The sequence below is a fragment of the Pseudomonas shahriarae genome (assembly GCF_014268455.2).
In the GTDB taxonomy this organism is placed as follows: domain Bacteria; phylum Pseudomonadota; class Gammaproteobacteria; order Pseudomonadales; family Pseudomonadaceae; genus Aquipseudomonas; species Aquipseudomonas shahriarae.
On record NZ_CP077085.1, the window covers coordinates 774,736 to 801,280 of the forward strand.

Annotated in this window: 21 protein-coding genes; 13 read left to right on the forward strand and 8 right to left on the reverse strand. The window is 61.8% G+C overall.

Annotated elements, in window-relative coordinates:
- The first annotated feature begins 173 nt into the window (after positions 1 to 173).
- The 3 genes from HU773_RS03415 to HU773_RS03425 all read left to right on the forward strand — a co-directional run bounded on the left by HU773_RS03415 (position 174) and on the right by HU773_RS03425 (position 7,029).
- Entirely contained in the window at positions 174 to 3,458 is a 3,285-nt protein-coding gene (locus tag HU773_RS03415; RefSeq protein ID WP_120731413.1) for a transglutaminase family protein, read from the forward strand.
- Positions 3,459 to 3,652: 194 nt separating this feature from the next.
- On the forward strand, positions 3,653 to 6,139 hold the full coding sequence (locus tag HU773_RS03420) for a circularly permuted type 2 ATP-grasp protein (RefSeq protein ID WP_057437433.1): 2,487 nt from the start codon (positions 3,653 to 3,655) through the stop codon (positions 6,137 to 6,139).
- Positions 6,139 to 7,029: a transglutaminase family protein gene (locus HU773_RS03425; RefSeq protein WP_115127263.1), complete on the forward strand. Its 891-nt coding sequence runs from the start codon at positions 6,139 to 6,141 to the stop codon at positions 7,027 to 7,029. Before HU773_RS03420 ends, HU773_RS03425 begins: the two co-directional genes overlap by 1 nt.
- 193 nt (positions 7,030 to 7,222) lie before the next feature.
- On the opposite strand, the gene HU773_RS03430 is transcribed toward HU773_RS03425, so the two are convergent.
- Positions 7,223 to 7,411, reverse strand: coding sequence for a hypothetical protein (locus tag HU773_RS03430; protein ID WP_057437435.1), 189 nt, complete (start codon positions 7,409 to 7,411; stop codon positions 7,223 to 7,225).
- A gap of 382 nt (positions 7,412 to 7,793) precedes the next feature.
- On the opposite strand from HU773_RS03430, the gene azu reads away from it, so the two are divergent.
- Positions 7,794 to 8,240 (forward strand): azurin, encoded by a 447-nt coding sequence (gene azu, locus HU773_RS03435; protein WP_057958167.1) that lies wholly within the window; start codon positions 7,794 to 7,796, stop codon positions 8,238 to 8,240.
- Positions 8,241 to 8,373: 133 nt separating this feature from the next.
- Here azu and nadE read toward each other — a convergent pair whose 3' ends face one another.
- The 3 genes from nadE to HU773_RS03450 all read right to left on the reverse strand — a co-directional run bounded on the left by nadE (position 8,374) and on the right by HU773_RS03450 (position 11,479).
- Positions 8,374 to 9,201: an NAD(+) synthase gene (nadE, locus tag HU773_RS03440; RefSeq protein ID WP_057437440.1), complete on the reverse strand. Its 828-nt coding sequence runs from the start codon at positions 9,199 to 9,201 to the stop codon at positions 8,374 to 8,376.
- Between the two features lie 3 nt (positions 9,202 to 9,204).
- Positions 9,205 to 10,419, reverse strand: a complete 1,215-nt coding sequence (gene pncB, locus HU773_RS03445; RefSeq protein ID WP_057958168.1) for a nicotinate phosphoribosyltransferase — start codon at positions 10,417 to 10,419, stop codon at positions 9,205 to 9,207.
- A 169-nt stretch (positions 10,420 to 10,588) separates the two neighbouring features.
- Positions 10,589 to 11,479, reverse strand: a complete 891-nt coding sequence (locus HU773_RS03450) for a LysR family transcriptional regulator (protein ID WP_057437442.1) — start codon at positions 11,477 to 11,479, stop codon at positions 10,589 to 10,591.
- 154 nt (positions 11,480 to 11,633) lie between these two features.
- Here HU773_RS03450 and amaB point away from each other — a divergent pair, with 154 nt between their 5' ends.
- The 9 genes from amaB (at position 11,634) to HU773_RS03495 (ending at position 22,747) form a co-directional block, all read left to right on the forward strand.
- A complete protein-coding gene (gene amaB / locus HU773_RS03455; RefSeq protein ID WP_057958169.1) occupies positions 11,634 to 13,124 on the forward strand; it encodes an L-piperidine-6-carboxylate dehydrogenase in 1,491 nt (496 codons plus the stop codon).
- A gap of 144 nt (positions 13,125 to 13,268) precedes the next feature.
- Positions 13,269 to 14,552 carry an L-pipecolate oxidase gene (amaA, locus tag HU773_RS03460; RefSeq protein ID WP_057958170.1) on the forward strand — a complete coding sequence of 428 codons (1,284 nt, stop codon included), beginning with the start codon at positions 13,269 to 13,271 and terminating at the stop codon, positions 14,550 to 14,552.
- Between the two features lie 389 nt (positions 14,553 to 14,941).
- Entirely contained in the window at positions 14,942 to 16,078 is a 1,137-nt protein-coding gene (locus tag HU773_RS03465; protein WP_057437446.1) for a branched-chain amino acid ABC transporter substrate-binding protein, read from the forward strand.
- Between the two features lie 222 nt (positions 16,079 to 16,300).
- Positions 16,301 to 17,215 (forward strand): ABC transporter permease subunit, encoded by a 915-nt coding sequence (locus HU773_RS03470; protein WP_057437447.1) that lies wholly within the window; start codon positions 16,301 to 16,303, stop codon positions 17,213 to 17,215.
- A 2-nt stretch (positions 17,216 to 17,217) separates the two neighbouring features.
- The gene (livM, locus tag HU773_RS03475; protein WP_057958171.1) at positions 17,218 to 18,495 is read left to right on the forward strand and encodes a high-affinity branched-chain amino acid ABC transporter permease LivM; all 1,278 of its coding nucleotides are present in this window, start codon (positions 17,218 to 17,220) and stop codon (positions 18,493 to 18,495) included.
- On the forward strand, positions 18,492 to 19,367 hold the full coding sequence (locus HU773_RS03480; RefSeq protein ID WP_057958172.1) for an ABC transporter ATP-binding protein: 876 nt from the start codon (positions 18,492 to 18,494) through the stop codon (positions 19,365 to 19,367). The genes livM and HU773_RS03480 overlap by 4 nt, the downstream gene beginning before the upstream one ends.
- Positions 19,364 to 20,080 (forward strand): ABC transporter ATP-binding protein, encoded by a 717-nt coding sequence (locus HU773_RS03485; protein WP_057437450.1) that lies wholly within the window; start codon positions 19,364 to 19,366, stop codon positions 20,078 to 20,080. The genes HU773_RS03480 and HU773_RS03485 overlap by 4 nt, the downstream gene beginning before the upstream one ends.
- Positions 20,081 to 20,880: 800 nt before the next feature.
- The gene (locus HU773_RS03490) at positions 20,881 to 21,645 is read left to right on the forward strand and encodes an SDR family oxidoreductase (protein WP_057437457.1); all 765 of its coding nucleotides are present in this window, start codon (positions 20,881 to 20,883) and stop codon (positions 21,643 to 21,645) included.
- 196 nt (positions 21,646 to 21,841) lie between these two features.
- On the forward strand, positions 21,842 to 22,747 hold the full coding sequence (locus tag HU773_RS03495; RefSeq protein ID WP_057437459.1) for a cation diffusion facilitator family transporter: 906 nt from the start codon (positions 21,842 to 21,844) through the stop codon (positions 22,745 to 22,747).
- Between the two features lie 120 nt (positions 22,748 to 22,867).
- Here the strand turns inward: HU773_RS03495 and HU773_RS03500 are convergent, their stop codons facing one another.
- The 4 genes from HU773_RS03500 to ureG all read right to left on the reverse strand — a co-directional run bounded on the left by HU773_RS03500 (position 22,868) and on the right by ureG (position 26,538).
- Entirely contained in the window at positions 22,868 to 23,989 is a 1,122-nt protein-coding gene (locus tag HU773_RS03500) for an AGE family epimerase/isomerase (protein WP_057437461.1), read from the reverse strand.
- 136 nt (positions 23,990 to 24,125) lie between these two features.
- A complete protein-coding gene (locus HU773_RS03505; RefSeq protein ID WP_217883916.1) occupies positions 24,126 to 25,088 on the reverse strand; it encodes an IS110 family RNA-guided transposase in 963 nt (320 codons plus the stop codon).
- Positions 25,089 to 25,329: 241 nt separating this feature from the next.
- Positions 25,330 to 25,902 (reverse strand): HupE/UreJ family protein, encoded by a 573-nt coding sequence (locus HU773_RS03510; RefSeq protein ID WP_057437463.1) that lies wholly within the window; start codon positions 25,900 to 25,902, stop codon positions 25,330 to 25,332.
- Between the two features lie 21 nt (positions 25,903 to 25,923).
- Positions 25,924 to 26,538, reverse strand: a complete 615-nt coding sequence (gene ureG, locus HU773_RS03515; protein WP_003217431.1) for an urease accessory protein UreG — start codon at positions 26,536 to 26,538, stop codon at positions 25,924 to 25,926.
- Positions 26,539 to 26,545 lie beyond the last annotated feature (7 nt).

Consider the following 26,545-nt stretch of genomic DNA (forward strand, 5'->3'; position numbering starts at 1 on the left):
CACTGCGCCCCGCACTTGCGCCACAAATATGTGCAACCCTCGCACCACGACGGCCGCTCTCGCGCCGTTTTGGTGCTGTACTGCACCGGCTCCCTCGATAAAGCGCAATGACCGCCGCTCTGGCATAAGTCTTGCGCGCTTTGTGTTCATGCTCTGGCTCGCAGGAGGCCGCCGTGTCGATTCATGTCGCGTTGCACCATGTTACGCATTACCGTTACGACCGCGCTGTGGAGCTTGGCCCGCAGATTGTGCGTCTGCGACCGGCGGCCCATAGCCGTACGCGGATCCTGTCCTACGCGCTGAAGGTGCTGCCCGAGCAGCATTTCATCAATTGGCAGCAAGACCCCCAGGGCAATTACCTGGCGCGCCTGGTGTTCCCGGAAAAGACCGATGAGCTGCGTATCGAGGTCGACTTGGTCGCCGAGATGGCGGTGTTCAATCCGTTCGACTTTTTCCTTGAGCCCTACGCCGAAAAAATTCCCTTCAGCTACGCCGCCGACGAGCAGCGAGAGCTGGCGCCGTATCTGGAAACTCTGCCGCTGACGCCGAAGTTTGCTGCGTACCTGGCCGGTATTGACCGCACGCCGCTGCCGGCCGTGGATTTCCTGGTCGGCCTCAACCAGCGCCTGGCGGCGGATATCGGCTACCTGATCCGCATGGAACCGGGCGTGCAAACCCCGGAATTCACCCTGGAAAACGCCTCCGGCTCGTGCCGCGACTCGGCCTGGCTGCTGGTGCAGCTGCTGCGCAACCTGGGTTTGGCGGCGCGGTTTGTCTCCGGTTACCTGATCCAGTTGACCGCCGACGTCAAAGCCCTCGACGGGCCCTCCGGCACCGAGGTGGACTTCACCGACTTGCACGCCTGGTGCGAGGTGTATTTGCCCGGCGCCGGCTGGATCGGCCTGGATGCTACCTCCGGTCTATTCGCCGGTGAAGGGCATATCCCATTGGCCTGTAGTCCCGATCCATCGTCTGCCGCCCCGATCAGTGGGCTGGTGGAGCCGTGCGAGTGTGAGTTCACCCACGAAATGTCGGTGGAGCGCATTTGGGAAGCCCCTCGGGTGACCAAGCCCTACACCGAAGAACAATGGCTGGCGATCCAGGCCCTGGGCCGGCAGATTGATAGCGACCTGCTCAAGGACGATGTGCGCCTGACCATGGGCGGCGAACCGACCTTTGTGTCCATCGACGACCCCGACGGTGCCGAGTGGAACACCGCTGCCCTGGGCCCGGACAAGCGCCGACTGTCCGCCGAGCTGTTCCAGCGCATGCGCAAGCACTACGCGCCCAAGGGTCTGGTGCACTTCGGCCAGGGCAAGTGGTACCCCGGCGAGCAACTGCCGCGTTGGTCGCTCAATTGTCATTGGCGTCGGGACGGCGTGCCGGTCTGGCACAACGACGCGCTGATCGCCGACGAGCAGCAAGACTACGGCGCGGATGAGGTCATGGCCGGGCGCTTCCTGGCGAGCATTGCCGAGCGCCTGAAGCTCCCTGCGCGCTTTGTATTCCCGGCCTTCGAGGACAATTTTTACTACCTGTGGCGCGAAGGTGCCTTGCCACAGAACGTCAGCGCTCAGGATTCACGCCTGGAGGATGAGCTGGAGCGCGAACGCCTGCGCAAGGTGTTCAGCCAGGGCCTGGATAAAGTCATCGGTCATGTGCTGCCCCTGGCGCGCACCGCAGCCAATGATCGCTGGCAGAGCGGCCGCTGGTACCTGCGCGACACCCATTGCCGGCTAGTGCCGGGGGATTCGCCGCTGGGCTATCGCTTGCCCCTGGCCTCGCAGCCCTGGGTGACGGCGGCAGATTACCCCTTTGTGCACCCCACCGATCCCAATCAAGATCTGCCGGCGCTGGCCATCAGCGCGTCAGCCCCGGGCGAGCCGGCCCCCAGCGACGAGCGTGTACCCAAGGTCGACGAGTCTGCCGACTGGCTGACCCGCACCGCCTTGTGCGCCGAAGCGCGGGGAGGGCGGCTCTACCTGTTTATGCCGCCCCTGGAGCGGGTCGAGGATTACCTGGAGTTGGTGACCGCCATCGAGGCCACCGCCCAGGAACTGCATTGCCCGGTATTGCTGGAAGGCTACGAGCCGCCGAGCGACCCGCGTCTGAGCAACTTCCGCGTGACGCCAGACCCTGGCGTGATCGAGGTCAACGTGCAGCCGTCCGCCACCTGGGACGAACTGGTGGAGCGCACCGAGTTCCTCTATGAAGAGGCCCGGCAAACCCGCCTGACCACCGAAAAGTTCATGATCGACGGGCGCCACACCGGCACCGGCGGAGGCAACCACTTTGTGCTGGGTGGGGCCACGCCCAAGGATTCGCCGTTCCTGCGCCGCCCGGACCTGCTGCGCAGCCTGATCAGTTACTGGCATAACCATCCGTCGTTGTCGTACCTGTTTTCCGGGCTGTTTATCGGCCCGACCTCCCAGGCGCCACGGGTGGATGAGGCGCGCAATGACGCGTTGTACGAATTGGAAATCGCCTTTGCGCAGATGCCCGCGCCAGGCGAGGAATGCCCGCCGTGGCGGGTGGACCGCTTGCTGCGCAACTTGCTGATCGACGTCACCGGCAATACCCACCGCGCCGAATTCTGCATCGACAAGCTCTACTCGCCGGACGGTGCTACCGGGCGCCTGGGCCTGCTGGAGCTGCGCGCCTTTGAGATGCCGCCCCATGCACGCATGAGCCTGACCCAACAGCTGCTGCTGCGCGCCCTGGTGGCGCGCTTCTGGCGTGAGCCCTACGCGCCGCCGAAGCTGGCGCGCTGGGGCACGGAGCTACACGACCGCTTCCTGCTGCCGCACTTTATCGAGCAGGACTTTGCCGACGTGATCGTCGAGCTCAACGCCGCCGGTTATCCACTGCGCGCCGAGTGGTTCGCGGCACACCTGGAATTCCGTTTTCCCAAAGTCGGCGACTATGCCGTCAGCGGTATCGAGTTGGAACTGCGCCAGGCCCTGGAGCCCTGGCATGTGCTGGGCGAAGAGGGCGCGGCGGGCGGTACGGTGCGCTACGTGGATTCATCCCTGGAGCGCTTGCAGGTAAAACTCAGCGGCCTGGCGCCGCAGCGCTATGTGCTGACCTGCAACGGGGTGGCGGTGCCACTGCACGCCACCGGCCGGGTGGGGGAGTTCGTCGCGGGCGTGCGTTATCGCGCCTGGCAACCGGCCAATTGCCTGCAGCCGACCATCGCAGTGCATGCACCGCTGGTGTTCGATTTGCTGGATACCTGGATGCAACGCTCCCTGGGCGGCTGCCAATACCACGTGGCCCATCCGGGTGGGCGCAATTACGACAGCTTGCCGGTGAATGCCAACGAAGCGGAAAGCCGGCGCATGGCGCGGTTTTTCCGCCTGGGTCACAGCCCGGGCAAATTGCCGGTGCCGGCGATGGTGATCAACGATGAACTGCCCATGACCCTGGATCTGCGGCGGTTCCCCAATAAAAATGACTAAACACAACCCCACCTGTAGGCGCGGGCTTATGTGGGAGCGGGCTTGCCCGCGATGACCGAGTATCAGCCAGGACATGCATTGGCTGACGCACTGCTATCGCGAGCAAGCCCGCTTCCCCGCACGGCCAGTTTCCACAGAGGATTTGCAGTGTTTGTTAGGTTAATCTGGCTTCCCTTGCCCCTGCCGAGCGTTCCATGTCCGACTTGCTCGACCGTTACCCGCTGACTGCGGGCACCTATCACGAACTGCTGGATGGCAGCGGCGCGGTGCGCGCCCATTGGCAGCGCCTGCTCGACCACCTGCAGCGCAGCACCCCGGCGCAACTGGCCCAGCGCCAGGCGTTGCTGACGCGGCAGATCCAGGAAAACGGCGTGACCTACAACGTCTATGCCGACCCCAAGGGCGCCGACCGCCCATGGGAGCTGGACCTGCTGCCCCACGTATTGGCGGCGGATGAGTGGGCGCACTTGTCGGCAGGCATTGCCCAGCGTGCGCGCTTGCTCAATGCGGTGCTGGCCGACCTGTATGGCCCGCAACGCCTGATTGCCGAAGGCTTGCTGCCGGCAGAACTGGTGTTTGGGCATAACAACTTCCTCTGGCCGTGCCAGGGCATCCAGCCGCCCGATGGAGTGTTCCTGCACCTGTACGCGGTGGACCTGGCGCGCACCCCGGATGGCCGCTGGTGGGTCACGGCAGACCGCACCCAGGCGCCCTCCGGCGCCGGTTATGCCCTGGAAAACCGCACCATCGTCTCCCGTGCCTTCCCGGATTTGTATCGCGACTTGCAGGTGCAGCACCTCACCGGGTTCTTCCGCACCCTGCAGGAAACCCTGGCCCGCCAGGCGCCCGGTGATGACCAGCCGCCGCTGATCGTGCTGCTGACCCCGGGGCGCTTCAATGAAAGCTATTTCGAACACCTGTACCTGGCCCGCCAGCTTGGCTACCCCTTGGTAGAAGGCGGCGACCTGACCGTGCGCGACAGCACGGTGTACCTCAAGACCCTCAGCGGCCTGCGCCGCGTGCACGCGATCATGCGCCGCCTGGACGATGATTTCTGCGACCCCCTGGAACTGCGCACCGACTCGGCCCTGGGCGTGCCCGGCCTGCTGGATGCGGTACGCCAGGGCAATGTGCTGGTGGCCAATGCCCTGGGCGCCGGCGTGCTGGAGTCCCCTGGACTGTTGGGTTTCCTGCCGAAGATCAATCAATTTCTGTTTGGCGAAGAACTGATCCTGCCGTCCATCGCCACCTGGTGGTGCGGCGAGGCCCCGGTACTGGCCGAAGCCCTGGAAAAACTGCCGGAGTTGCTGATCAAGCCGGCGTTTCCTTCGCAAAGTTTTGCCCCGGTGTTTGGCCGCGACTTGAACAACGAACAACGCCAGGCCCTGGCCGAACGCATGCAGGCGCGCCCATACGCCTACGTGGCCCAGGAGCTGGCGCAGCTGTCCCAGGCGCCGGTCTGGCACACCGTGGATGATCATCTGCAACATCGCGCCATTGGCATGCGCGTGTACGCGGTGGCCGGTGAGGATGGTTACCGGGTGCTGCCGGGCGGCCTGACCCGCGTGGCAGCCCACGCGGACGCCGAAGTGGTGTCTATGCAACGTGGCGGGGCGAGCAAGGACACCTGGGTGCTGGGCGAGCGGGCCCCCGGTGGCGAGCAATGGCGTGCGCAGCGGGTGATCGGCACCCATGACCTGGTGCGTCGCGACCCCTACCTGCCTTCGCGGGTGGTGGAAAACCTGTTCTGGTTCGGCCGTTACTGCGAGCGCTGCGATAACAGTGCGCGCTGGCTGCGTGTGGTGCTCGCGCGCTATGTCGATGGTGACGACCCGCTGGCCCTGCAGGCCGCCGTAGAACTCGGTGAGAGCCTGCGCCTGCTGCCGGAGGAGGGCGAGTTGCCCGAGCGCCTGCTGCAGGCCCTGCTCGGTGATGACTGGCCGTCGAGCCTGCGCGCCAACTTGCAGCGCTTGCAGTGGGCGGCATCCCAGGTGCGCGGCAAGCTGTCCCGGGAGAACTGGCAGGCTCTGGTGGAGTTGCAGCGCGAAGCCCTGGAGCTGGAGCGCGAGACGCCGGATTTTGGCGAGCTGCTGGATTTTCTCAATCGCCTGGTGATGTCGCTGGCGGCCTTGTCCGGCTTTGCCCTCGACGACATGACCCGCGACGAAGGCTGGCGCTTTTTGATGATGGGCCGGCGCATCGAGCGCCTGCAGTTTCTCAGCAGCAGCCTCGCGGCCTTCCTGCGTGGCGTGGCGGTGTTCGACCAGGCCGGGCTGGAGTGGTTGCTGGAGTTGGGCAACAGCAGCATCACCTACCGCTCGCGTTACCTGGCAGTGCCGCAATTGATTCCGGTGCTGGACCTGTTGCTGCTGGATGAACAGAACCCCCACGCGGTGGTGTTCCAGCTCAAGCTGGTGAGTCGCACCCTGCGTCGCCTCAACGATGACTTCGGCGTGCCTCGGGAGACTGGGCTGGCGCCGCTGGTGGAGCGCCTGTCGCGCTTTGACCTGGGTTGCCTGGAGAACCCGTTGTTTGGTGACGCCAGCGTGCGCGCGGCCCTCGACGGCCTGGCGGACCTGTTGCAGGCGGTCGCCGATGAAAGCGGGCAAGTCTCTGATCGCCTGGCCCTGCGCCATTTTGCCCATGTGGATGATGTCAGCCAGCAAACGGTGTCTGTGTAATGAGCGCGCGCTATCAGATTTTCCACGATACCCATTATCACTACGACAGCCCGGTGTCCCTGGCCCAGCAACTGGCGCACTTATGGCCGCGCCCGTGTGCGTGGCAGCGCTGCACTTCGCGGCAACTGGAGATCAGCCCCGAGCCGACGGCGCGCCGTGATGAGCTGGATGTGTTTGGCAATCCGATCACCCGGCTGGCGTTCGAGCGGCCCCATGACGAATTGCTGGTCAACGCCGGCCTGACCGTGGAGGTTTTGGCCCGGCCTGTGCTGGATTTCAACCAGTCACCGCCCTGGGACCAGACCCGCAACCGCCTGACCTACAGTGGCCAGCCGTTGTCGGCAGAGGCGATCGAGGCGTGCCGCTATCGTTTCGAATCGCCCTACGTGCATTTGAAGAAAAACTTCGTCGATTTTTCCGAGAGCTGCTTTCCGGCTGGCCGGCCGCTGTTGCTGGGCGTGCAGGCGTTGATGGAGAAGATTTTCAGCGAGTTTACCTTCGATGCCGAAGCCACCCAGGTCGCCACGCCGCTGGTGGAGGTGCTGGAGCGTCGACGGGGGGTGTGCCAGGACTTTGCCCACCTGATGCTTGCCTGCCTGCGCTCACGGGGCCTGGCGGCGCGTTACATCAGTGGCTACCTGCTGACCCAGCCCCCGCCCGGCCAGCCACGGCTGATCGGCGCTGATGCGTCGCACGCGTGGGTGTCGGTGTTTTGCCCGTTGTCGGGCTGGGTGGATTTTGATCCGACGAACAATGTGCAGCCGGCACTGGAGCACATCACCCTGGCCTGGGGCCGGGATTTTTCCGATGTCTCGCCGTTGCGCGGGGTGATTCTGGGAGGGGGCAGCCATGACCCGGAAGTACGGGTGACGGTGATGCCGCTGGAATAACCGATGCGGTGTGGCCAATGCTCCCGTGGAGAGCAGGCCGCTGTGGCGAGCGTGTGCTGTGGCGAGGGCGCTTGCTCCCGCTGGACTGCGTAGCCGTCCCAGTTCTGGGACCACTTCGCGCCCCAACGCGGGCAAGCCCGCTCGCCACATAAAGCCTGCTCGCCACAGGTCAGGCATTCATTGAGGCGGGGGTTCAGGCCTCGGGTGCCGGGTCTTTCGGGGTTTCAGTTTCGTCAGCAATCACTTCCCCTTCAGCATCCGGGTTCAGTGCGCCTGCTTCTTCGTCGGCCGCAGCTTTCTTACGTTGCAGCTTTTCCTCTTTCTTCTGTTCCTTGGCCAAGTCTCTCTGACGTTTGGCGAAGGAGTAATTAGGTTTTGCCATGGGCGATCCTCTGGGGTCGAAGGTGAGGTTGAGCGGCGGGTATTCTGCCTTTAAACGGGCTCCAAGGGGTAATCGGGTTTCAGAATCGTCTCTGCTGACTAAACGTTAGTCGACATTAACCGTTTCGTAAGTACCGCTGGCGCCACAGGCGTAAGCGGCAAGCAGGCTGCATAACAGGCTATTGAGGTGCATGGCTCGGACTCCAGGAAGGAAAGATGAGCCGATCATAGGCAGCGTGCGGCACTTTGGCTGGTTGATTCTGTCGATCAGTCTGATAGCCTAAAGTTGTATACAATCTGTTGATTCAGATCATTGGAACATCTGCCTGCCTCAGGCACCCTTGTCGCATATGCGTTTTTTAAACCCTGCCTTGGAGATTCACATGTTCGCCAAAATCGTTGCTGTTTCCCTGCTGACTCTGGCCAGCGGTCAGTTGCTCGCTGCAGAGTGCAAGGTCACTGTCGACTCCACCGACCAAATGTCCTTCGATACCAAGGCCATTGAAATCGACAAGAGCTGCAAGACGTTCACCGTTGAGCTGAAGCACTCGGGCAACCTGCCGAAGAACGTCATGGGCCATAACTGGGTGCTGACCACTGAGGCTGATATGCAGCCGGTTGCAACCGAGGGCATGGCCGCCGGTATCGACAACAACTACCTGAAAAAAGACGACACCCGCATCATCGCCCACACCAAGATCATCGGCGCTGGCGAGACCGACTCGGTGACCTTCGATGTGTCCAAGCTCAAGGCTGACGGCAAGTACATGTTCTTCTGCTCGTTCCCTGGCCACGTCGCGATGATGAAAGGCACTGTGACCCTGAAGTAAGGCCACAGACCGCGTTATCGTTCCTCACCGGCAAGCCCGCCCCCACATTTTGATGTATGAATACATTCAACTGTGGGGGCGGGCTTGCCCGCGATAGCGGCCTGACAATCAATACACAACCACCCGCCTCACCTCAAGGCGCAAACGGCATCACCCGCTTGTGCTCAGTCTTGCGATAGGTCTCGCAGATAATCCTGAACGCTTCCTCACGCACCGGCTGGCCGTGCAGGAACGCATCGATTTCGGTATAGGTCACGCCATGGGACGCTTCATCCGGCTTGCCCGGTGAGAGGTCTTCCAGGTCGGCTGTCGGGATCTTCTCCACCAGCGACTCGGGCGCACCAAAGTACCGGGCAATCGCCCGTACCTGGTTTTTCACCAGCCCGCTCAACGGCGCCAGGTCGCAGGCGCCATCACCAAACTTGGTAAAAAAACCCATCACCGCTTCCGCCGCATGGTCGGTGCCGATCACCAGGCCACTTGCCGCGCCGGCGATAGTGTATTGCGCGACCATGCGCATCCGCGCCTTGGTATTGCCCAGTACAAAATCGCGGGACACCGCCGCCTTGCCCTCGAAGGCCGCCACTTCATTGGCCAGGGCCTTGACCGCCGGGCCGATGTTGACCGTGTGGCGTTCGTCGGGGTTGATGAAGTCAACGCTGGCCTGGGCATCGTGTTCGTCGAACTGGGTCTCGTAAGGCAGACGCACCGCGATAAAGCGGTAAGCGTCATCGCCTTTGAGCGCGCGCAGCTCTTTCATCGCCCGCTGGGCCAGCAGGCCGGCGGTCAGGGAGTCGACGCCGCCGCTGATGCCCAGCACCAGGGTCTTGAGCCCCGAATTGAGCAGGCAGTCCTGGATAAAGGTAATCCGCCGGGCCACTTCCGCTTCGAGGGCGGCGTGGTCCTGGAACGGTGGTTGGACCTTGAGCTGTTCAGCAATCTCACGCTGTACGGCTTGCATGATTCACTCCTCGCTAGAGATGGCAGGTACTTTGAAAACGTGGCGCAAGTAGGCGACGAAGTTCGGATCCGTGCAGTGGGTCTTGCCCGCTTCATCGGAGATCTTCGCCACGGGCTGGCCATTGCAGGCGGTCATTTTAAGCACGATGCTCATCGGTTCCACACCTGGAATGTCACAGGTCAGGTTGGTACCGATGCCAAAGCTGACATTGATCCGACCGCGCAGCGCGCGGAAAATCTCCAGGGCCTTGGGCAGCGTCAGGCTGTCGGAGAACACCAGGGTCTTGCTCATCGGCTCGATGCCCAGCTTGTGGTAATGGGCGATGGCTTTTTCGGCCCACTGCACCGGGTCGCCGGAGTCATGGCGCAGGCCGTCGAACAGCTTGGCGAAGTACAGATCGAAATCGCTGAGGAAGGCATCGGTGGTGATGCAATCGGTCAGGGCGATCCCCAGCAGGCCACGGTACTCGCGGACCCAGCAATCGAGGGCGGCGATCTGGCTGTCGATCAGGCGCGGGCCCAGTTGCTGGTGGGCCATGATCCATTCGTGGGCCATGGTGCCCAGGGGCTTCATGTCCAGTTCGCGGGCCAGGTGCACGTTACTGGTGCCGACGAAACGGCCGGGGAAGTCGTGCTTGAGCACATTCACCACTTCCTCCTGCACGCGGTAGGAGAAGCGCCGGCGGGTACCGAAGTCCGCGACCTGCAACTCGGCCAGCTCGTCGCTGCTGGCATTGGCGGTCAACCAGTCGAACTTGCGATACAGCTGCTCGCGGGCCTGCTCCAGGATGATGGTCGGGTAGCGATAGCGGTTGCGCACTTCGCTGACAATCGCCAGTAGCGGCACTTCAAACAGGATCACATGCAGCCAGGGGCCGCGCAGGCGGATAAACAGCTCGCCATTCTCGATGCCGGTCTGCACATAGCGCAGGTTGAAGCGGAACAAACCCAGGAAGCGCAGGAAGTCCGGCTTCATAAAGCTGATGCGTTCCAGGAAACCCAACTGGTCCGGGCTCAGGCTCAACTCGGCGAGGCGCTCGATCTGGTAGCGGATTTCTGCCAGATAGGGGCGCAGGTCCTCGCTGTTACGGCAACGGAATTCCCATTCAACTTCCACGTTGGGGTAGTTGTGCAGCACCGCCTGCATCATGGTCAGCTTGTAGAAGTCGGTGTCGAGCAGGTTCTGCACGATGCGATCGGCAAACACACTCTCGCTCATAACGGGAATCTCCAGACAAGAATGGCGCTAGTGGCGCATAGACCTGTGTTGTTTTGCCAGAGGTTTTTTTGTCGTGGCCTCTGGCGTCATCGCAGGCAAGCCAGCTCCCACAGGAGAATGCATTCCAAATGTGGGCGCTGGCTTGCCTGCGATGGCGGTATTCCAGGGGCTAAACAACCTGCTCCATCATCCACTTCACAAAATCCCGCACCTTGGGCACCTCTGCCGAATGCTCCGGATACGCCAGGTAGTACGCATCCTGGCTGGGCATTGCGTGCTGCCAGGGGATCACCAACTTGCCGTCTGCCAACTCTTCTTCCACCAAAAAACGCGGTAGAAGCGCCACGCCACAACCTACCTGCGCGGCGCGGATGCACATATAGAAGGTGTCAAAGCGCGGCCCGTGGTAGCTGTGCTCGGTCTGGTAGCCGAGGCTGGCGAACCAGTCATGCCAGCCCTGGGGGCGCGAGGCATTTTGCAGCAGCACCAACTCGCTCAGTTGCGTGGGGTCGCTGAAGGGCTGGGCCGGCAGGCTGTCGGGGGCGCACACCGGCACCAGTTCCTCGCTGAACAGCTTGAGGCTTTCGGTGCCAGGCCTTGCGCCTGTGCCGAAGTAGAAGGCCAGGTCGGCCTTGCCTTGCAGCAACTCGTCCGGCGTCTGCTCGTTGCACAGGTCCAGGTGGATCTGCGGGTGGCGCAGGCGCCAGCCCTTGAGCCGTGGCACCAGCCAGCGCGCGCCAAAGGTATAGGGCGTCGATACGCGCAGCACTTCGGTTTCGCCGCCGTAGGAGCGCAGGTAGTGGGTCGACATCTCCACCTGGCTCAAGATCTTGCGCACTTCCACCAGGTACAGGTCGCCCGCCGGCGTCATCTGCAAGCGTCGGCGGACCCGGCGAAACAACAGGTGCTGCAGCAACTCCTCCAATTGTGCGACCTGCTTGCTGACGGCGCTCTGGGTGAGGTTCAGTTCCTCGGCGGCGCGGGTGAAGCTCAGGTGGCGGGTCACGGCCTCGAAGCACTGCAGGGCGGTGATCGAGGGCAAATGTCTTTTATTGAGCACGGCACGCCTCTTTTTTTGTTTTGCATGAATAAACGGAATGATATCTCGCCTAATCGTCGTTTGTTGGCAAGTCCTGGGCCAGCTACAAATAAGGCCTGGATCGTCGTGCGGGCCACGGCGCAATTTTTCTGTTGGTGGATTGAAGGAGTGACCCATGGTTGCCGCATTGCTTGATCGTCTCGGTGTAGACCCGGCGTTGTACCAGGCGGGGAAGCAGCCTGTGCATTCACCTATAGATGGCAGCCGCATCGCCAGTGTGCACTGGGAAGGGGCGGCCGAGGTCGAGCAGCAGGTCAGTCGCGCCGAGCATGCATTCGACGCCTGGCGCAAGGTGCCGGCGCCTCGTCGCGGTGAGCTGGTGCGCCAGTTCGGCGACCTGCTGCGTGAGTACAAGGCCGACCTGGGCGAACTGGTGTCCTGGGAAGCCGGCAAGATCACCCAGGAAGGCCTGGGTGAAGTGCAGGAAATGATCGACATCTGCGACTTCGCCGTGGGCCTGTCGCGTCAGCTGTACGGCTTGACCATCGCCTCCGAGCGCCCTGGCCACCATATGCGTGAAACCTGGCACCCGTTGGGCGTGGTGGGTGTGATCAGCGCCTTCAACTTCCCGGTGGCGGTGTGGGCGTGGAACACGGCGCTGGCGCTGGTGTGCGGCAACGCGGTGATCTGGAAACCCTCGGAAAAGACCCCACTCACCGCCCTGGCCTGTCAGGCACTGTTTGAACGTGTCGCGAAAAACTTCAGCGACGCGCCGCCGTATCTCTGCCAGGTGGTCATCGGCGGGCGCGATGCCGGCGCCGCCCTGGTGGACGACCCGCGTGTGGCGCTGATCAGCGCCACCGGCAGCACGCGCATGGGCCGCGAAGTGGCGCCGAAAGTCGCCGCACGGTTTGCTCGCAGCATTCTGGAACTGGGCGGCAACAACGCGATGATCCTCGGTCCCAGCGCCGACCTGGACATGGCCGTGCGTGCCATCCTGTTCAGTGCGGTCGGTACCGCAGGCCAGCGCTGCACCAGCCTGCGCCGGCTGATCGCCCACGAGTCGGTGAAGGACGAAATCGTCACGCGCCTCAAGGCCGCCTATTCCAAGGTGCGCATCGGTCACCCGCTGCAAGGCAACCTGGTCGGCCCGCTGATCGACAAACACAGCTTTGAAAACATGCAGGACGCCCTGGAGCAGGCCTTGAGCGAAGGCGGCAAGGTGTTTGGCGGCAAGCGTCAGTTGCAGGACCAGTTCCCCAACGCTTACTACGTGTCGCCGGCCATCGTCGAAATGCCCGAGCAGAGCGATGTGGTGTGCAGTGAAACCTTCGCGCCGATTCTGTATGTGGTCGGCTACAAGGACTTCAGCGAGGCATTGCGCCTGAATAACGCGGTGCCGCAGGGCTTGTCGTCGTGCATCTTCACCACCGATGTGCGCGAGGCCGAGCAGTTCATGTCGGCAGTGGGCAGTGATTGTGGGATCGCCAACGTCAATATCGGCCCGAGTGGCGCGGAGATCGGCGGCGCGTTTGGCGGCGAGAAAGAGACCGGTGGCGGGCGTGAGTCGGGTTCGGACGCGTGGCGCGGGTATATGCGCCGGCAGACCAACACCGTGAACTATTCGCTGGAACTGCCGTTGGCCCAGGGCATTACCTTCGACTGAATCAGGTGCGGTCAATGTGGGAGCTGGTTTGCCGGCGATAGCGGTATTGGATTCACCATCGTCATCGCCGGCAAGCCAGCTCCCACAGCCGATTGGGTTCGCAATTCAGAATAAGCGTTGTTGGTTAGATCCCGGAGTCTGGCAATGCCATTACGCGAAGCGTGTTTGTGGGAACAACTGACCCCTGGCCGGCCGGATCGCGCCGCCCTCAAGGGTGAGGTCAAGGTGGATGTGTGCGTGATCGGCGCCGGTATCACCGGTTTGTCGGCGGCCATTCACCTGCTGGAGCAAGGCAAAAGTGTCTGCGTGCTGGAGGCCCATCGCACCGGCCATGGCGGTTCGGGGCGCAACGTGGGGCTGGTCAACGCCGGGATGTGGATTCCTCCGGACGAGATCGAGGCCGGTTTCGGCACGGCGGTGGGCAGCCAGCTCAACCGCATGCTCGGTGCGGCACCGTCCCTGGTGTTCAGCCTGATCGACAAATACAACATTGATTGCCAGCTGCGCCGCGAGGGCACGTTGCACATGGCGCACAACGCCCGTGGCGAAGCGGACCTGCGTAGCCGCGAGGAGCAGTGGAAGCGCCGTGGTGCACCGGTCGAACTGTTGACGGGGGCCGCGTGCGAGGAGGCCACCGGCACCCGAAAGATCGCCGCCGCCTTGCTCGACCGGCGTGCCGGTACCTTGAACCCGATGGCCTACACCAGCGGCCTGGCCCATACAGCCGTGGGCCTGGGTGGGCAATTGTTCGATCATTCCTCGGTGACCCAACTGGAGCGCCAGGGGCAGCACTGGTCTGTGCAAACTGCCCAGGGCGCGGTGCAGGCTGCACAAGTGGTGATCGCCTCCAACGCCTACACCGAAGGTGAATGGACCGAGCTGCGGCGCAACTTTTTCCCCGGTTATTACTATCAGGTAGCCTCCGCGCCGTTGACCGATGCCGCCGCGCAACAAATCCTGCCGGGCGGCCAGGGTTCCTGGGATACCCGTCAGGTGCTGAGCAGTATCCGGCGTGATGCCGACGGGCGTCTGTTGCTGGGCAGCCTGGGCAACGGTAACCAGAAGCCCGCCTGGTTCCTCAAGGCCTGGGCCGACCGTGTGCAGCAGCACTATTTCCCGTACCTCAAGGCGGTGGACTGGGAATACACCTGGACCGGCTGTATCGCCTTTACCCCGGACCATCTGATGCGGCTGTTCGAGCCCGCGCCCGGGTTGGTGGCCGTCACTGGCTACAACGGGCGTGGCGTGACCACCGGGACGGTGGTGGGTAAGGCATTTGCCGACTACCTGTGTCACCAGGATCCCCAGGCTCTGCCGATTCCGTTTGCACCGATGCAGCCTCTGGCCGGGGTGGGCCTGCGCAGTTGCCTGTATGAAGCCGGGTTTTCGTTGTATCACGCCGGCCAATGCCTGCGAATTGTCATCTGATCAGCGAAATACCGCCCAAAAGCCGGCGTTTTCTTAGCCGGCTACTAATCTGTATTGGTGCGAGTCGTAGCAGTGACGCACTGTAAATGTGCACTTCCGTTACGCGCGTGGTTACAGATGTCCGAAGGGGCGCTTGATGGCTGGCTGACATCAGTCCAATCGGCGGGTTTCACTCTTTCGGGCCTTTGGTTGCACCTCTGCGTTCCAGAGGGTTGCACGTCCCGGCAAAAAGGCACCGAAACGCCTGTAATAACAATGACACCGTGTCTTTTTGAAATATAAAAACGCAATGGCACGCCGCTTGCTCTCAGCTTTCCGGTGAAGGTTTCAAGTGAAAGTTTGAAGTGAAATTGCAGTGCCCATTCAACAAAAAACTCGGAGCACCACTCATGTCCCAGACGTTTTACAAGAAAGGTTTCCTGGCCCTCGCGGTAGCTGCCGCGCTGGGTGTTTCTACGTTTGTTCAAGCTGATGTGAAGATTGGCGTGGCGGGGCCGATGACGGGCGCCAACGCAGCCTTCGGTGAGCAGTACATGAAAGGTGCCCAGGCGGCAGCCGATGTGATCAACAAGGCGGGCGGGATCAACGGCGAACAGATCAAGCTGGTGGCCGGTGACGATGCGTGCGAACCCAAGCAGGCCGTGGCCGTGGCCAACCGCCTGGCCGACCAGGACAAAGTGATCGGCGTGGTCGGCCACTTCTGCTCGTCCAACACCATTCCAGCCTCCGAGGTGTACGACGAAGCGGGCATCATCGCTATCACTCCAGGCTCCACCAACCCACAAGTGACCGAGCGTGGCCTGGCGGCCATGTTCCGTATGTGCGGGCGTGACGACCAGCAAGGCATCGTGGCCGGCGACTACATCGTCGACGTGCTCAAGGGCAAGAAAGTCGCGGTCATCAACGACAAGGACACCTACGGCAAAGGCCTGGCCGATGCCACCGCCGCCCAGTTGACCAAGCGCGGCGTCAAGCCGGTGCTGGAAGAAGGCCTGACCCGTGGCGAAAAAGACTTCAGCGCCCTGGTCACCAAGATCCGCTCGCTGGGTGCCGACGTTGTGTACTTCGGCGGCCTGCACCCGGAAGCCGGTCCACTGGTACGCCAGATCCGTGAAGCCGGCCTCAACGACGTCAAGTTCATGTCCGACGACGGTGTCGTGACCGACGAACTGGTGGCGACCGCCGGTGGTGCGCAGTACGTCAATGGCGTCTACATGACCTTCGGCGCCGACCCGCGCCTGCTGCCAGACAGCAAGGCCGTGGTGGAAGAGTTCCGCAAAAATGGCACCGAGCCTGAAGGCTACACCCTGTACGCCTACGCCTCGATCCAGGCCCTGGCCGCCGGCTTCAACGGCGCCAAGTCCAACAAGGGCGAAGATGCAGCCAAGTGGCTCAAGGCCAACCCGGTGCAAACCGTGATGGGCAAGAAAGAATGGGATACCAAGGGTGACCTGAAAGTCTCCGACTACGTGGTGTACCAGTGGGATAAGGACGGCAAATACCACCAGTTGGAAAAGCAGAAGTAATCAACCAGCCACCACCGACCCCTTGTGGGAATCGGGCTTGCCCGCGATGACGGACTGACAGCCAGCACCTGTGTTGAATGTGAGACCGCTATCGCCGGCAAGCCAGCTCCCACACTGGATCGCGGTTGCCCGGGCCATTGCGTCCGGCACCAGATCTGTCTTTTCCTCCAGAAGGACCGCACACCCCACGGTGTGCAGGTTCTCACCGCGTGAGATTGCGTTATGGATGGTATTTTCCTGCAGCAACTGGTCAACGGTCTGACCCTCGGGTCGGTCTATGGCCTGATCGCCATCGGCTACACAATGGTCTATGGCATCATTGGCATGATCAACTTCGCCCACGGCGAGGTTTATATGATTTCCGCTTACCTCGCGGCGATCAGTCTGGCACTGCTGGCTTACTTCGGCCTCGAATCCTTCCCGCTGCTCATTCTTGGCACCCTGGTGTTCACCGTTGTCGTCACGGGCGTCTACGGTTGGGTCATCGAGCGTGTCGCCTACAAACCGTTGCGTAACTCCACGCGCCTGGCCCCGCTGATCAGCGCCATCGGGATTTCGCTGATCCTGCAGAACTACGCGCAGATCGCCCAGGGCGCCAAGCAACAAGGCATTCCCACCCTGCTGGCCGGCGCCTGGCGCGTCGATATCGGCACCGGGTTCGTCCAGTTGACCTACACCAAGGTGTTTATCCTGGTCGCAGCCTTTGCCGGTATGGCGCTGCTGACCTACATCATCAAGTACACCAAGCTCGGCCGCATGTGCCGTGCGACCCAGCAAGACCGCAAGATGGCCTCGATCCTGGGGATCAACACTGACCGCGTGATTTCCTACGTGTTTGTCATCGGTGCCGCCATGGCGGCCCTGGCCGGTGTGCTGATTACCCTGAACTACGGCACGTTCGACTTCTATGCCGGCTTTATCATCGGCATCAAGGCATTTACCGCAGCGGTACTCGGCGGCATCGGCTCCCTGCCTGGGGCGATGCTGGGCGGGATCATCCTGGGGATTTCCGAGTCGCTGTTCTCGGGGTTGATCAACTCTGACTACAAAGACGTGTTCAGTTTCTCCCTGCTGGTGGTGATTCTGATTTTCCGTCCCCAGGGCCTGCTTGGTCGCCCTCTCGTGGCGAAGGTGTAAACATGTCTGCTGCCAAATCTATTGATATCAAGAAAAGTGTGGTTGATGCGGTCCTCGCCGGGCTGATTTCCCTGATCGTGTTCGGCCCTATCGTCGGCGTGGTCCTGGACGGCTACAGCTTCAACCTGGAGCCAGCCCGCGTGGGCTTGCTGGTCGCCATCGTCATGGCCGGGCGGCTGGTCATGAGCCTGTTCCTGCAAACGCCCAAGGGCTTGAAGATCCTCCAGGGTTTTGAAAGCTCGGGCTCCGGGGTGCATGTGCTGGCGCCGGACTACAAATCGCGGCTGCGCTGGATCATCCCGGCGCTGATCGTGATCGCCATTGTCTTTCCGTTTTTTGCCAACAAATACCTGCTGACCGTGGTGATCCTCGGGCTGATCTACGTGTTGCTGGGCCTGGGCCTGAACATCGTGGTGGGCCTGGCCGGGTTGCTCGACCTGGGTTACGTGGCGTTCTACGCCATCGGCGCCTATGGCCTGGCCCTGGGGTACCAATACCTCGGGCTGGGGTTTTGGACGGTGTTGCCGCTGGCGGCCATTGCGGCCGCGTTGGCGGGGTGCATACTCGGCTTCCCGGTGTTACGAATGCACGGTGACTACCTGGCCATCGTGACCCTGGGCTTCGGTGAAATCATCCGCCTGGTGCTCAACAACTGGCTGTCGTTTACCGGCGGGCCGAACGGTATGCCGGTGCCATCGCCGACCTTCCTCGGCCTGGAGTTCGGCCGGCGCGCCAAGGAAGGCGGGGTGCCGTTCCATGAGTTCTTTGGCATCGCCTACAACCCCAACGTGAAATTTCTGTTCATTTACATCGTGCTGTTCCTGGTGGTGCTGGCCGTGCTGTACATCAAGCACCGCCTGACCCGCATGCCAGTGGGTCGCGCCTGGGAAGCCCTGCGTGAAGATGAGATCGCTTGCCGCTCCATGGGCCTGAACCATGTGCTGGTCAAACTCTCGGCCTTCACCATCGGCGCCTCCACGGCCGGTCTGGCCGGGGTGTTCTTTGCCAGCTACCAGGGCTTCGTCAACCCGTCTTCGTTCACCTTCTTCGAGTCGGCATTGATCCTCGCCATCGTGGTACTGGGCGGCATGGGCTCGACGGTGGGCGTGGTGATTGCCGCGTTCGTGCTGACCGTGGCGCCTGAACTGCTGCGTAGCTTCTCCGAGTACCGTGTGCTGCTGTTTGGCGTGTTGATGGTGGTGATGATGATCTGGCGACCGCGTGGCCTGATCCGGATCAGCCGTAGCGGCGTGACACCACGCAAGGGGGTAGCGCCATGAGCAAGGAAGTGGTCCTCAACGTGGAACACCTGATGATGCACTTCGGTGGCATCAAGGCCTTGAGCGATGTGAGCCTCAAGGTCGAACGCAACTCGATCTTCTCCCTGATCGGCCCCAACGGCGCTGGCAAGACCACGGTGTTCAACTGCCTGACCGGCTTCTATACGGCCAGCGGCGGCAAGATCGAACTCAATATCCGTGGCAAGCAGACCAACGTGATCCAGTTGCTCGGCGAACGCTTCAAGCCCACCGACTTCGTGTCGCCCAAGAGTTTTTTCAGCCGGGTGTACTACAAGATGTTCGGCGGCACCCACCTGGTGAACCGTGCCGGCCTGGCGCGTACGTTCCAGAACATTCGCCTGTTCAAGGAAATGTCGGTGGTGGAAAACCTGCTGGTGGCCCAGCACATGTGGGTCAACCGCAACATGCTGGCGGGCATTCTCAACACCAAGGGCTACCGCAAGGCAGAAAGCGATGCACTGGACCACGCCTTCTACTGGCTGGAAGTGGTGGACCTGGTGGACTGTGCCAACCGCCTGGCCGGCGAGCTTTCCTACGGCCAGCAGCGCCGCCTGGAAATCGCCCGTGCCATGTGCACCCGGCCGCAGATCATCTGCCTGGACGAACCGGCAGCGGGCCTCAACCCCCAGGAAACCGAAGCCCTCAGCGCGATGATTCGCCTGCTGCGCGACGAACACGACCTCACAGTGGTGCTGATTGAACACGACATGGGCATGGTGATGAGTATTTCCGACCACATCGTGGTGCTGGACCACGGCAACGTCATCGCCGAGGGCGGGCCGGAAGCGATCCGTAACGACCCGAAAGTGATTGCGGCCTACCTGGGCGCCGATGAAGAGGAGTTGGTATGAGTACGCCTATCCTCGAAATGAAGGACCTGGACGTGTTTTACGGCCCGATCCAGGCCCTGAAAAAAGTCTCGCTGCACATCGACGAAGGTGAAACGGTGAGCCTGATCGGCTCCAACGGCGCGGGCAAGTCCACGCTGCTGATGTCGATCTTCGGCCAGCCGCGCGCCGAGTCCGGGCAGATCCTCTACCAGGGCGTGGACATCACCCACAAGTCGTCCCACTACATCGCCTCCAACGGCATCGCCCAGTCCCCGGAAGGGCGGCGTGTGTTCCCGGACATGACCGTCGAGGAAAACCTGCTGATGGGCACCATCCCCATTGGCGACAAGCACGCCAGCGAAGATATGCAGCGCATGTTCGAGCTGTTTCCACGGCTCAAGGAGCGGCGTAACCAGCGGGCGATGACCATGTCCGGTGGCGAACAGCAAATGCTCGCCATTGCCCGGGCATTGATGAGCCGGCCGAAGCTGTTGCTGCTCGATGAGCCGAGCCTGGGGCTGGCGCCGATTGTGGTGAAGCAGATCTTCGCCACCTTGCGCGAGCTGGCCGCCACGGGGATGACCATCTTCCTGGTGGAGCAGAACGCCAACCATGCGTTGCGCCTGTCTGACCGGGCGTATGTGATGGTCAACGGCGAAATCCGTTTGACCGGCACCGGCAAGGAGTTGCTGGTGAACGAGGAAGTGCGCAACGCCTACCTCGGCGGGCACTAACCCGGCCTGATCGCTCCCACGCTCCGCGTGGGAGCGCATCCTGTGACGCTCCGCGTCACGCTTTGGGACGCAGAGCGTCCTTGGCGGCATTCCCACGCGAAGTGTGGGAACGATCAGCGGGTGCCTGCATTTTTCGTTCGTCCACAGGCCCTCCGGCAAATTGTGGAAAACAAATCCACACACCTCCTCAAGCGCGACATATAGCCGCCGCAAATCCCTGTTTTGTCACACAAATGACTTGTCCCCATCCACTGTGGAACCGGCTGTGGGTAACATGGGAGTAGCTGGCTACAAGCCTTTATCTACGCGGCCTGTAGCGCTATGGTTGTTTTTTGATCAGGGGCTTTTTTGTGGAGTGTCGCAGGTTTTGTCAACCTGTTCATAGACACAGGTATATGACCGAAACATGACCTTCAAGCCTGTGGATAAGTCTGTGGTTAAACTCTGGAAAGACTGGTGTAGAGGCCGGATTTACTGGCCTGGAGCCATGCATCCCGACTCATCCTCCCGCAGGGGCCTACATATGGCCCGCCCAAGGTCAAGCAAAAAACTTTTTGAATCGCCCTGAAAGCCTTGTACATAGGGGCCTGGAGGGTTTTGTACTTGCCCCCAAAGACTGTGGGCGCAGCTGTGGATAACCTGCGCGCATATGGCTGCAGGCCACGGTTTACAAGGCTTTACCTGGGGTGGTTAAAAAGTGATCAGGTGTGCATGAAGTTATGTGCATAGCGGTTGCCGCAACGGCGGCGTAAGGGCATTCTGCTGGCTGATTTTTTCCCGATGCCCGCAAGGAGAACACCATGTCCAACACGCTGTTTATTACTGGCGCAACTTCAGGTTTCGGCGAAGCCTGTGCCCGTCGCTTTGCCGAGGCTGGCTGGAAACTGGTGCTCACCGGTCGGCGCGCCGAGCGCTTGAATGCCCTGGTCGAAGAGCTTTCCAAGCAGACCGAGGTGCATGGCCTGGTGGTGGACGTGCGTGATCGCAAGGGCATGGAGGAGGCAATTGCCAACCTGCCGCCATCGTTCAGCAAACTGCGTGGGCTGATCAACAATGCCGGCCTGGCCGTGGGCACCGACCCGGCGCCCAAGTGCAGCCTCGACGATTGGGAAACCATGGTCGACACCAACATCAAGGGCCTGCTGACCACTACCAGCCTGCTGCTGCCGCGCCTGATCGCCCATGGTCGTGGCGCCGGGATCATCAACCTGGGCTCCATCGCCGGTAACTACCCGTACCCGGGCAGCCACGTGTATGGCGGCTCCAAGGCGTTCGTCAAACAGTTCTCCCTGAACCTGCGCTGCGACCTGCAAGGCACCGGCGTACGCGTGACCAACATCGAGCCGGGCCTGTGCGAGAGCGAGTTCTCCCTGGTGCGCTTCGGCGGTGACCAGGCGCGTTACGACGCCACCTATGCGGGCGCCGAGCCGATCCAGCCGCAAGATATTGCCGACACCATCTTCTGGGTGATGAACACCCCGGCGCATGTGAACATCAACCGCCTGGAGCTGATGCCGGTCAGCCAGACCTGGGCTGGGTTTGCGATTGAGCGTGGGGCTAAATAAGGCTTAGCACCGCGCCGCCTGCAGCGCGGGCAAGTCGAATCGTCGCAGCGCGGCTCCCTCTTCTGAAATGCAATCAAATGGGGGAGCCGGGGTTGCCGGCGAAGGCGGCAAATCGGCCAAAAGGCGACATAAGGTACACTCCACTCCTGAAAACCCCACCGCAACCAGCGGTTTAAAGGTTTTGACAGGAGGATATGTGAGTAACCGAGGTGAGCAGGCACTGCTCAAACAATCGACCATCCTGATGTTCGCCGTGGCGATCGCCGGGATTGTCACGGGTGTGATATCAGGCGCCCAATCCATTTTATTCGATGGCTTTTTCTCGCTGATCGCGACCTTTATCAAGGTGCTGATGCTGATCACGGCCAAGCTGATCGCCAAGAAAAGCAATGACCGCTTCCAGTTCGGCTACTGGCACCTGGAACCCATGGTGCTGCTGATCGAGGGCAGTTTCCTGCTGTTGATCGCCATCTACGCGTTTCTCAACGGGGTGTTCGGCATTATCAATGGCGGGCGCGAGATCGAGTTGGGGCTGGTGATCATCTACGCCGCGGTGTTTACCGTGGTCGAGTTCGCCTACTTCTTCTATGTGCGCCACCGCAACCGCAAGCTGCAGTCGTCGCTGATCCAGTTCGACAATATCAGTTGGCTGGTGGACGCGATGCTCTCCGTGGGCCTGCTGGTGAGCTTCCTGGCCGCGTTGTTGCTCAAGTCCCAGGGCTACGGCGAGTGGGCGGTGTATGTCGACCCCTTGATCCTGATCCTGCTGGCCCTGAGCATGCTGGCGCCGGCCTTGAAGATCCTGCGCCCGGCCTTGCGCGACGTGCTGGGGATTGCCCCGGACCAGTTGGACGACAAGGTGCGGGAAGTGATGGATGCGGCTCAGGCCCGGCATGGTTTCGAGGATTACGTGTCCTACGTGCAGAAACACGGGCGGGCGCGGTTTATCGAGATCCATGTGGTGTTGCCGGCCGATTACCCGGTGGATAAGGTTGCGACGCTCGACGGGCTACGTGAAGAGATATCCACAGGGCTGGGCGCGCCGGACAAGGCGCGGTGGCTGACGATCAGTTTTACTGGGGATCGCAAGTGGATTGCGTGATCGGCCGTTAGACCGAGGTGAGGCTCTGGCAGGCAAGCCAGCTCCCACATTCGACTGCGTTCCAACGATGGAAACCGTTCAAGTGTGGGAGCTGGCTTGCCTGCGATGGGGCCGGGAAAATCAGCCGAGAAACTCGCTCAACCCCTGATAGCAGGTAGCCAAATGGTAAGGCGTAGTCGACGGCATATCCCGCCGGCTCACCTCACCCTTGGCATCCAGGCACTCATTCCAGCCCCTGGCATGCAGGAAATGCTGCTGCAACGCCAGCAACTGGCGCTCCAGCACCGCCGCGCTGCCCGGGCGCAAGGTCAGTGCCCGCAGGTACTCGGCCTGGGCCCAGATGCGCTGGGTGGCGTCACGCACGCTGCCGTCCAGCGCCAACATGCCGCTGACGGCGCCAGTGAGGTTATCCACACCGGTTTGCTCGGCATAGGCAAATGCCCGGCTCAACGAGGCATGCAGCGCAGTGCCGCGCAGCAGGGGCGAGGACTCCAGCAGGAAGAACCATTCAAACTGATGCCCCGGCTCGAACCAGTTATCCACAGCGCCCAGGGGTTTTTCCATCATCACGCCATGCTGGCGCTCGATAAAGCGCTGCTGCATGGCCGTCGCCAGTGCCAGCAGGGCCTGTTGCACCGCCGCGTCTTCACGCACCGCGAGGGTGGCGAGGAAGCCTTCAGCCAGGTGCATCAGCGGGTTCTGTAGCGGGCCGGACTTGAGGGACGACCAGTTACGCTCCAGGACCGCCTCATACAGGCCGTCGCCCGTGGCAAAGCGCTCGGCGACTACTTCCAGGGCGGCATTGAGCACCGACTCCACCAACGGCTCGCGGACCTTGGCCCAGTAATGGGCGCAGGCGAAGATGATAAACGCGTGGGTGTAGAGGTCTTTGCGCTGGTCCAGCGGATTGCCGTGGGGGTCGATGCTGTAGAACCAGCCGCCGTGCTCGGCGTCATGGAAGTGCCGTTGCAGCGAGCGAAACAACGCCGCAGCGCGCTCTTGCGCAAACGCTTTGCCTGGCTCGCCGATCAGGCTGGCAAACACATACAACTGCCGGGCACAGGCCATGGCGCGGTAGCGTTGCGGGGGCAAGGGGCGATGGTCGGCGTCCAGCGCCTCATAGGGCAACGCCAGCTCGGCATTCCAGCCCGGACCCTGCCAGAGCGGCACGATCAGGTCGTTGAAGTGCGTGAGCACGGCGTTCAATTGAGGCTTGTGGGCGGAGCTTGGAGCGATGGGCATCGGCTGGCGTCGTCACGGCAGGGGTGTTTGCCGCGCATGGTAGCAGGCTTGAGAACAGTGGTGTCTGTGCGAGCGTTATCGCGGGCAAGCCCGCTCCCCATTTTTGAGTTGTGAACCCCTTCAAATGTGGGAGATTCTATGGTTTTGGGGAAGCCCCCCAAACCGCTTTTGACTGGTATTCGCTCAGGTTTTTCATGAGCGAAAAGGCGATGCGCGCCAGCTTGCGGCCAATGATGACCAGGGCTTGAGTCGTTTTCAGGCCCCTGGCCAGATAACCCTCGTATAAAGGTTTCCAGGCTTCTGACCTGATACCTGCTGACGCCGCGTTATGCAGCAATCTGCGTATCTCTGAATCTCCCTTCTTGCTCAATGAGCGGCGTCCGCTCATTTGCCCAGAATCGGATACTCTCAAGTCCATTCCCAAGAACGCGATGTAAGCGTCAGCACTTTCAAATTCTCCTCGCTGAAACGCCATTACCAGGGCAACTGCTGTCAGAAACCCAATGCCCTCGACGGCTTGGCAGCGCTTGACCTGATGCAAAAGCCCCGCCTCAGTAACAGCATCTAATATCCTTTTCTCAATGAGCCCCTCATGCCTATCAAGACACGCTGAAATGCTCTTGGACGAGGCCTTGAGTGATGGCTCGCCCGCCCAGCTCTGATTCAGTGCAACACGCATTTTCACCAGCGCTGCGCGTCGACGCAGCAAGCTTTGAAGCTTGGTATAAATCTTCGGCGGCGGATTCCAGGCGCGTAAATCAGCCTGTTCATTCTTCAAGTAGCGAGCCAGCAACTGCGCATCACTGAAGTCTGTTTTAGCGCGACCACCTGTGCCTTTGCGGTAATGGCTAAGGCGATATCCATCAATCACGTAAACGATATGGCCCATCGAATGAGCCAAGTTGACGGTATCCACGTGATAGATATTGGTGGCTTCAATTGCGATGGCGCTGCCCGCAGGCAAAGACTTCAGCCATGCCTTCAGCTCGCTTTTCTTGTTCGATACGATCTTTGTTTCAGCAGTTTCACTTTGATAAACAACTACTTCGGCTTTAGCGACATCCACTCCAATGATTGATTGCGAGACAGTCATTGCCATGAGAAAAGCTCCGGGTTAGGGTTTACGGGCTTGTCGGGGCTTCACCGTTGCGCTGGCTTGCTTCTATCGTCGGTCATGGCCGATGCATTCCTTATCGGCGCTTTGGTGAAGGGGTGGGACGAAGTCTCCCACGGTCTGTACTGGCTAGAGTCAGATGCTGGCTTTTAGTCCCACCACCCCTACAAGTCTAACCATACAAGCTGGCTTGCCTGCGATGGATCCCTTACAGGCACCGCAAGGCTCAGCCCGCCAGCAACCAGACCCCGGTCGCCGCCGAAGCCGCGCCCGCCAGCCGCACCAGCGGCGCCGCCGCAGCCGGCAAGAAGCGCACCAGCGCATACCCGGCCGCGTGCAGCACCGCCGTCGCCCCGACAAACCCGGCTGCATACGCCCAAGGGCTGGTCATGTCCGGCAGCTCCAGGCCATGGGCCACGCCATGGAACAGGGCAAACACCGCTGTTGCGGCCACGGCCAGCGCCACCGGCGGGCGAATCGCCAAGGCCACCGCCAGGCCCAGGGCCAGTACCGACGCGGCAATCCCGCTTTCCAGGGCCGGCAAGGCCAACCCTTCAAACCCCAGCACGCCGCCGAGCAGCATGGTGCCGACAAACGTACACGGTAGCGCCCAACGCGCCGCCCCTTGTTGCTGCGCTGCCCATAGGCCGACGGCCAGCATCGCCAGCAAATGGTCCAGCCCGCCGAGGGGATGGCTGATGCCGGCCACCAGGCCATTGTCGCCGTGGCCCGGATGGGCAAAGGCCAGGGCTGGGACCAGTAGCAGGGTGGCGGCGGCAAACAGTTTGTTGAGGCTCATAAACAGCTCCTTGGTAAGGGATCAGGCTGCGGTCAGCAGGCCCTGGCGTTCGATAAAGGCGACGATTTCTTCCAGGCCGACGCCGGTTTTCTGGTTGCTGAACACAAACGGCTTGCCGCCGCGCATGCGCTGGGTGTCGCTGTTCATCAGTTCCAGCGAGGCGCCGACCAGCGGCGCCAGGTCGATCTTGTTGATCACCAACAGGTCCGACTTGCAGATCCCCGGCCCGCCCTTGCGTGGCAGCTTGTCGCCGGCCGACACATCGATCACATAGATGGTCAGGTCCGACAGCTCGGGGCTGAAGGTGGCCGACAGGTTGTCGCCGCCCGACTCCACCAGGATCAGGTCCAGGCCTGGGAAGCGCCGGTTCAGTTGATCCACGGCTTCGAGGTTGATCGACGCGTCTTCGCGAATCGCCGTGTGCGGGCAGCCGCCGGTTTCTACGCCGATGATGCGCTCGGGTGCCAGGGCCTGGTTGCGCACCAGGAAGTCGGCGTCTTCGCGGGTATAGATGTCGTTGGTGACCACCGCCAGGTTGTAGCGATCACGCAGGGCCAGGCACAGCGCCAGGGTCAGGGCGGTCTTGCCGGAGCCAACGGGGCCGCCGATACCGACGCGCAGAGGTTGTGTGTTCATGGGTTTC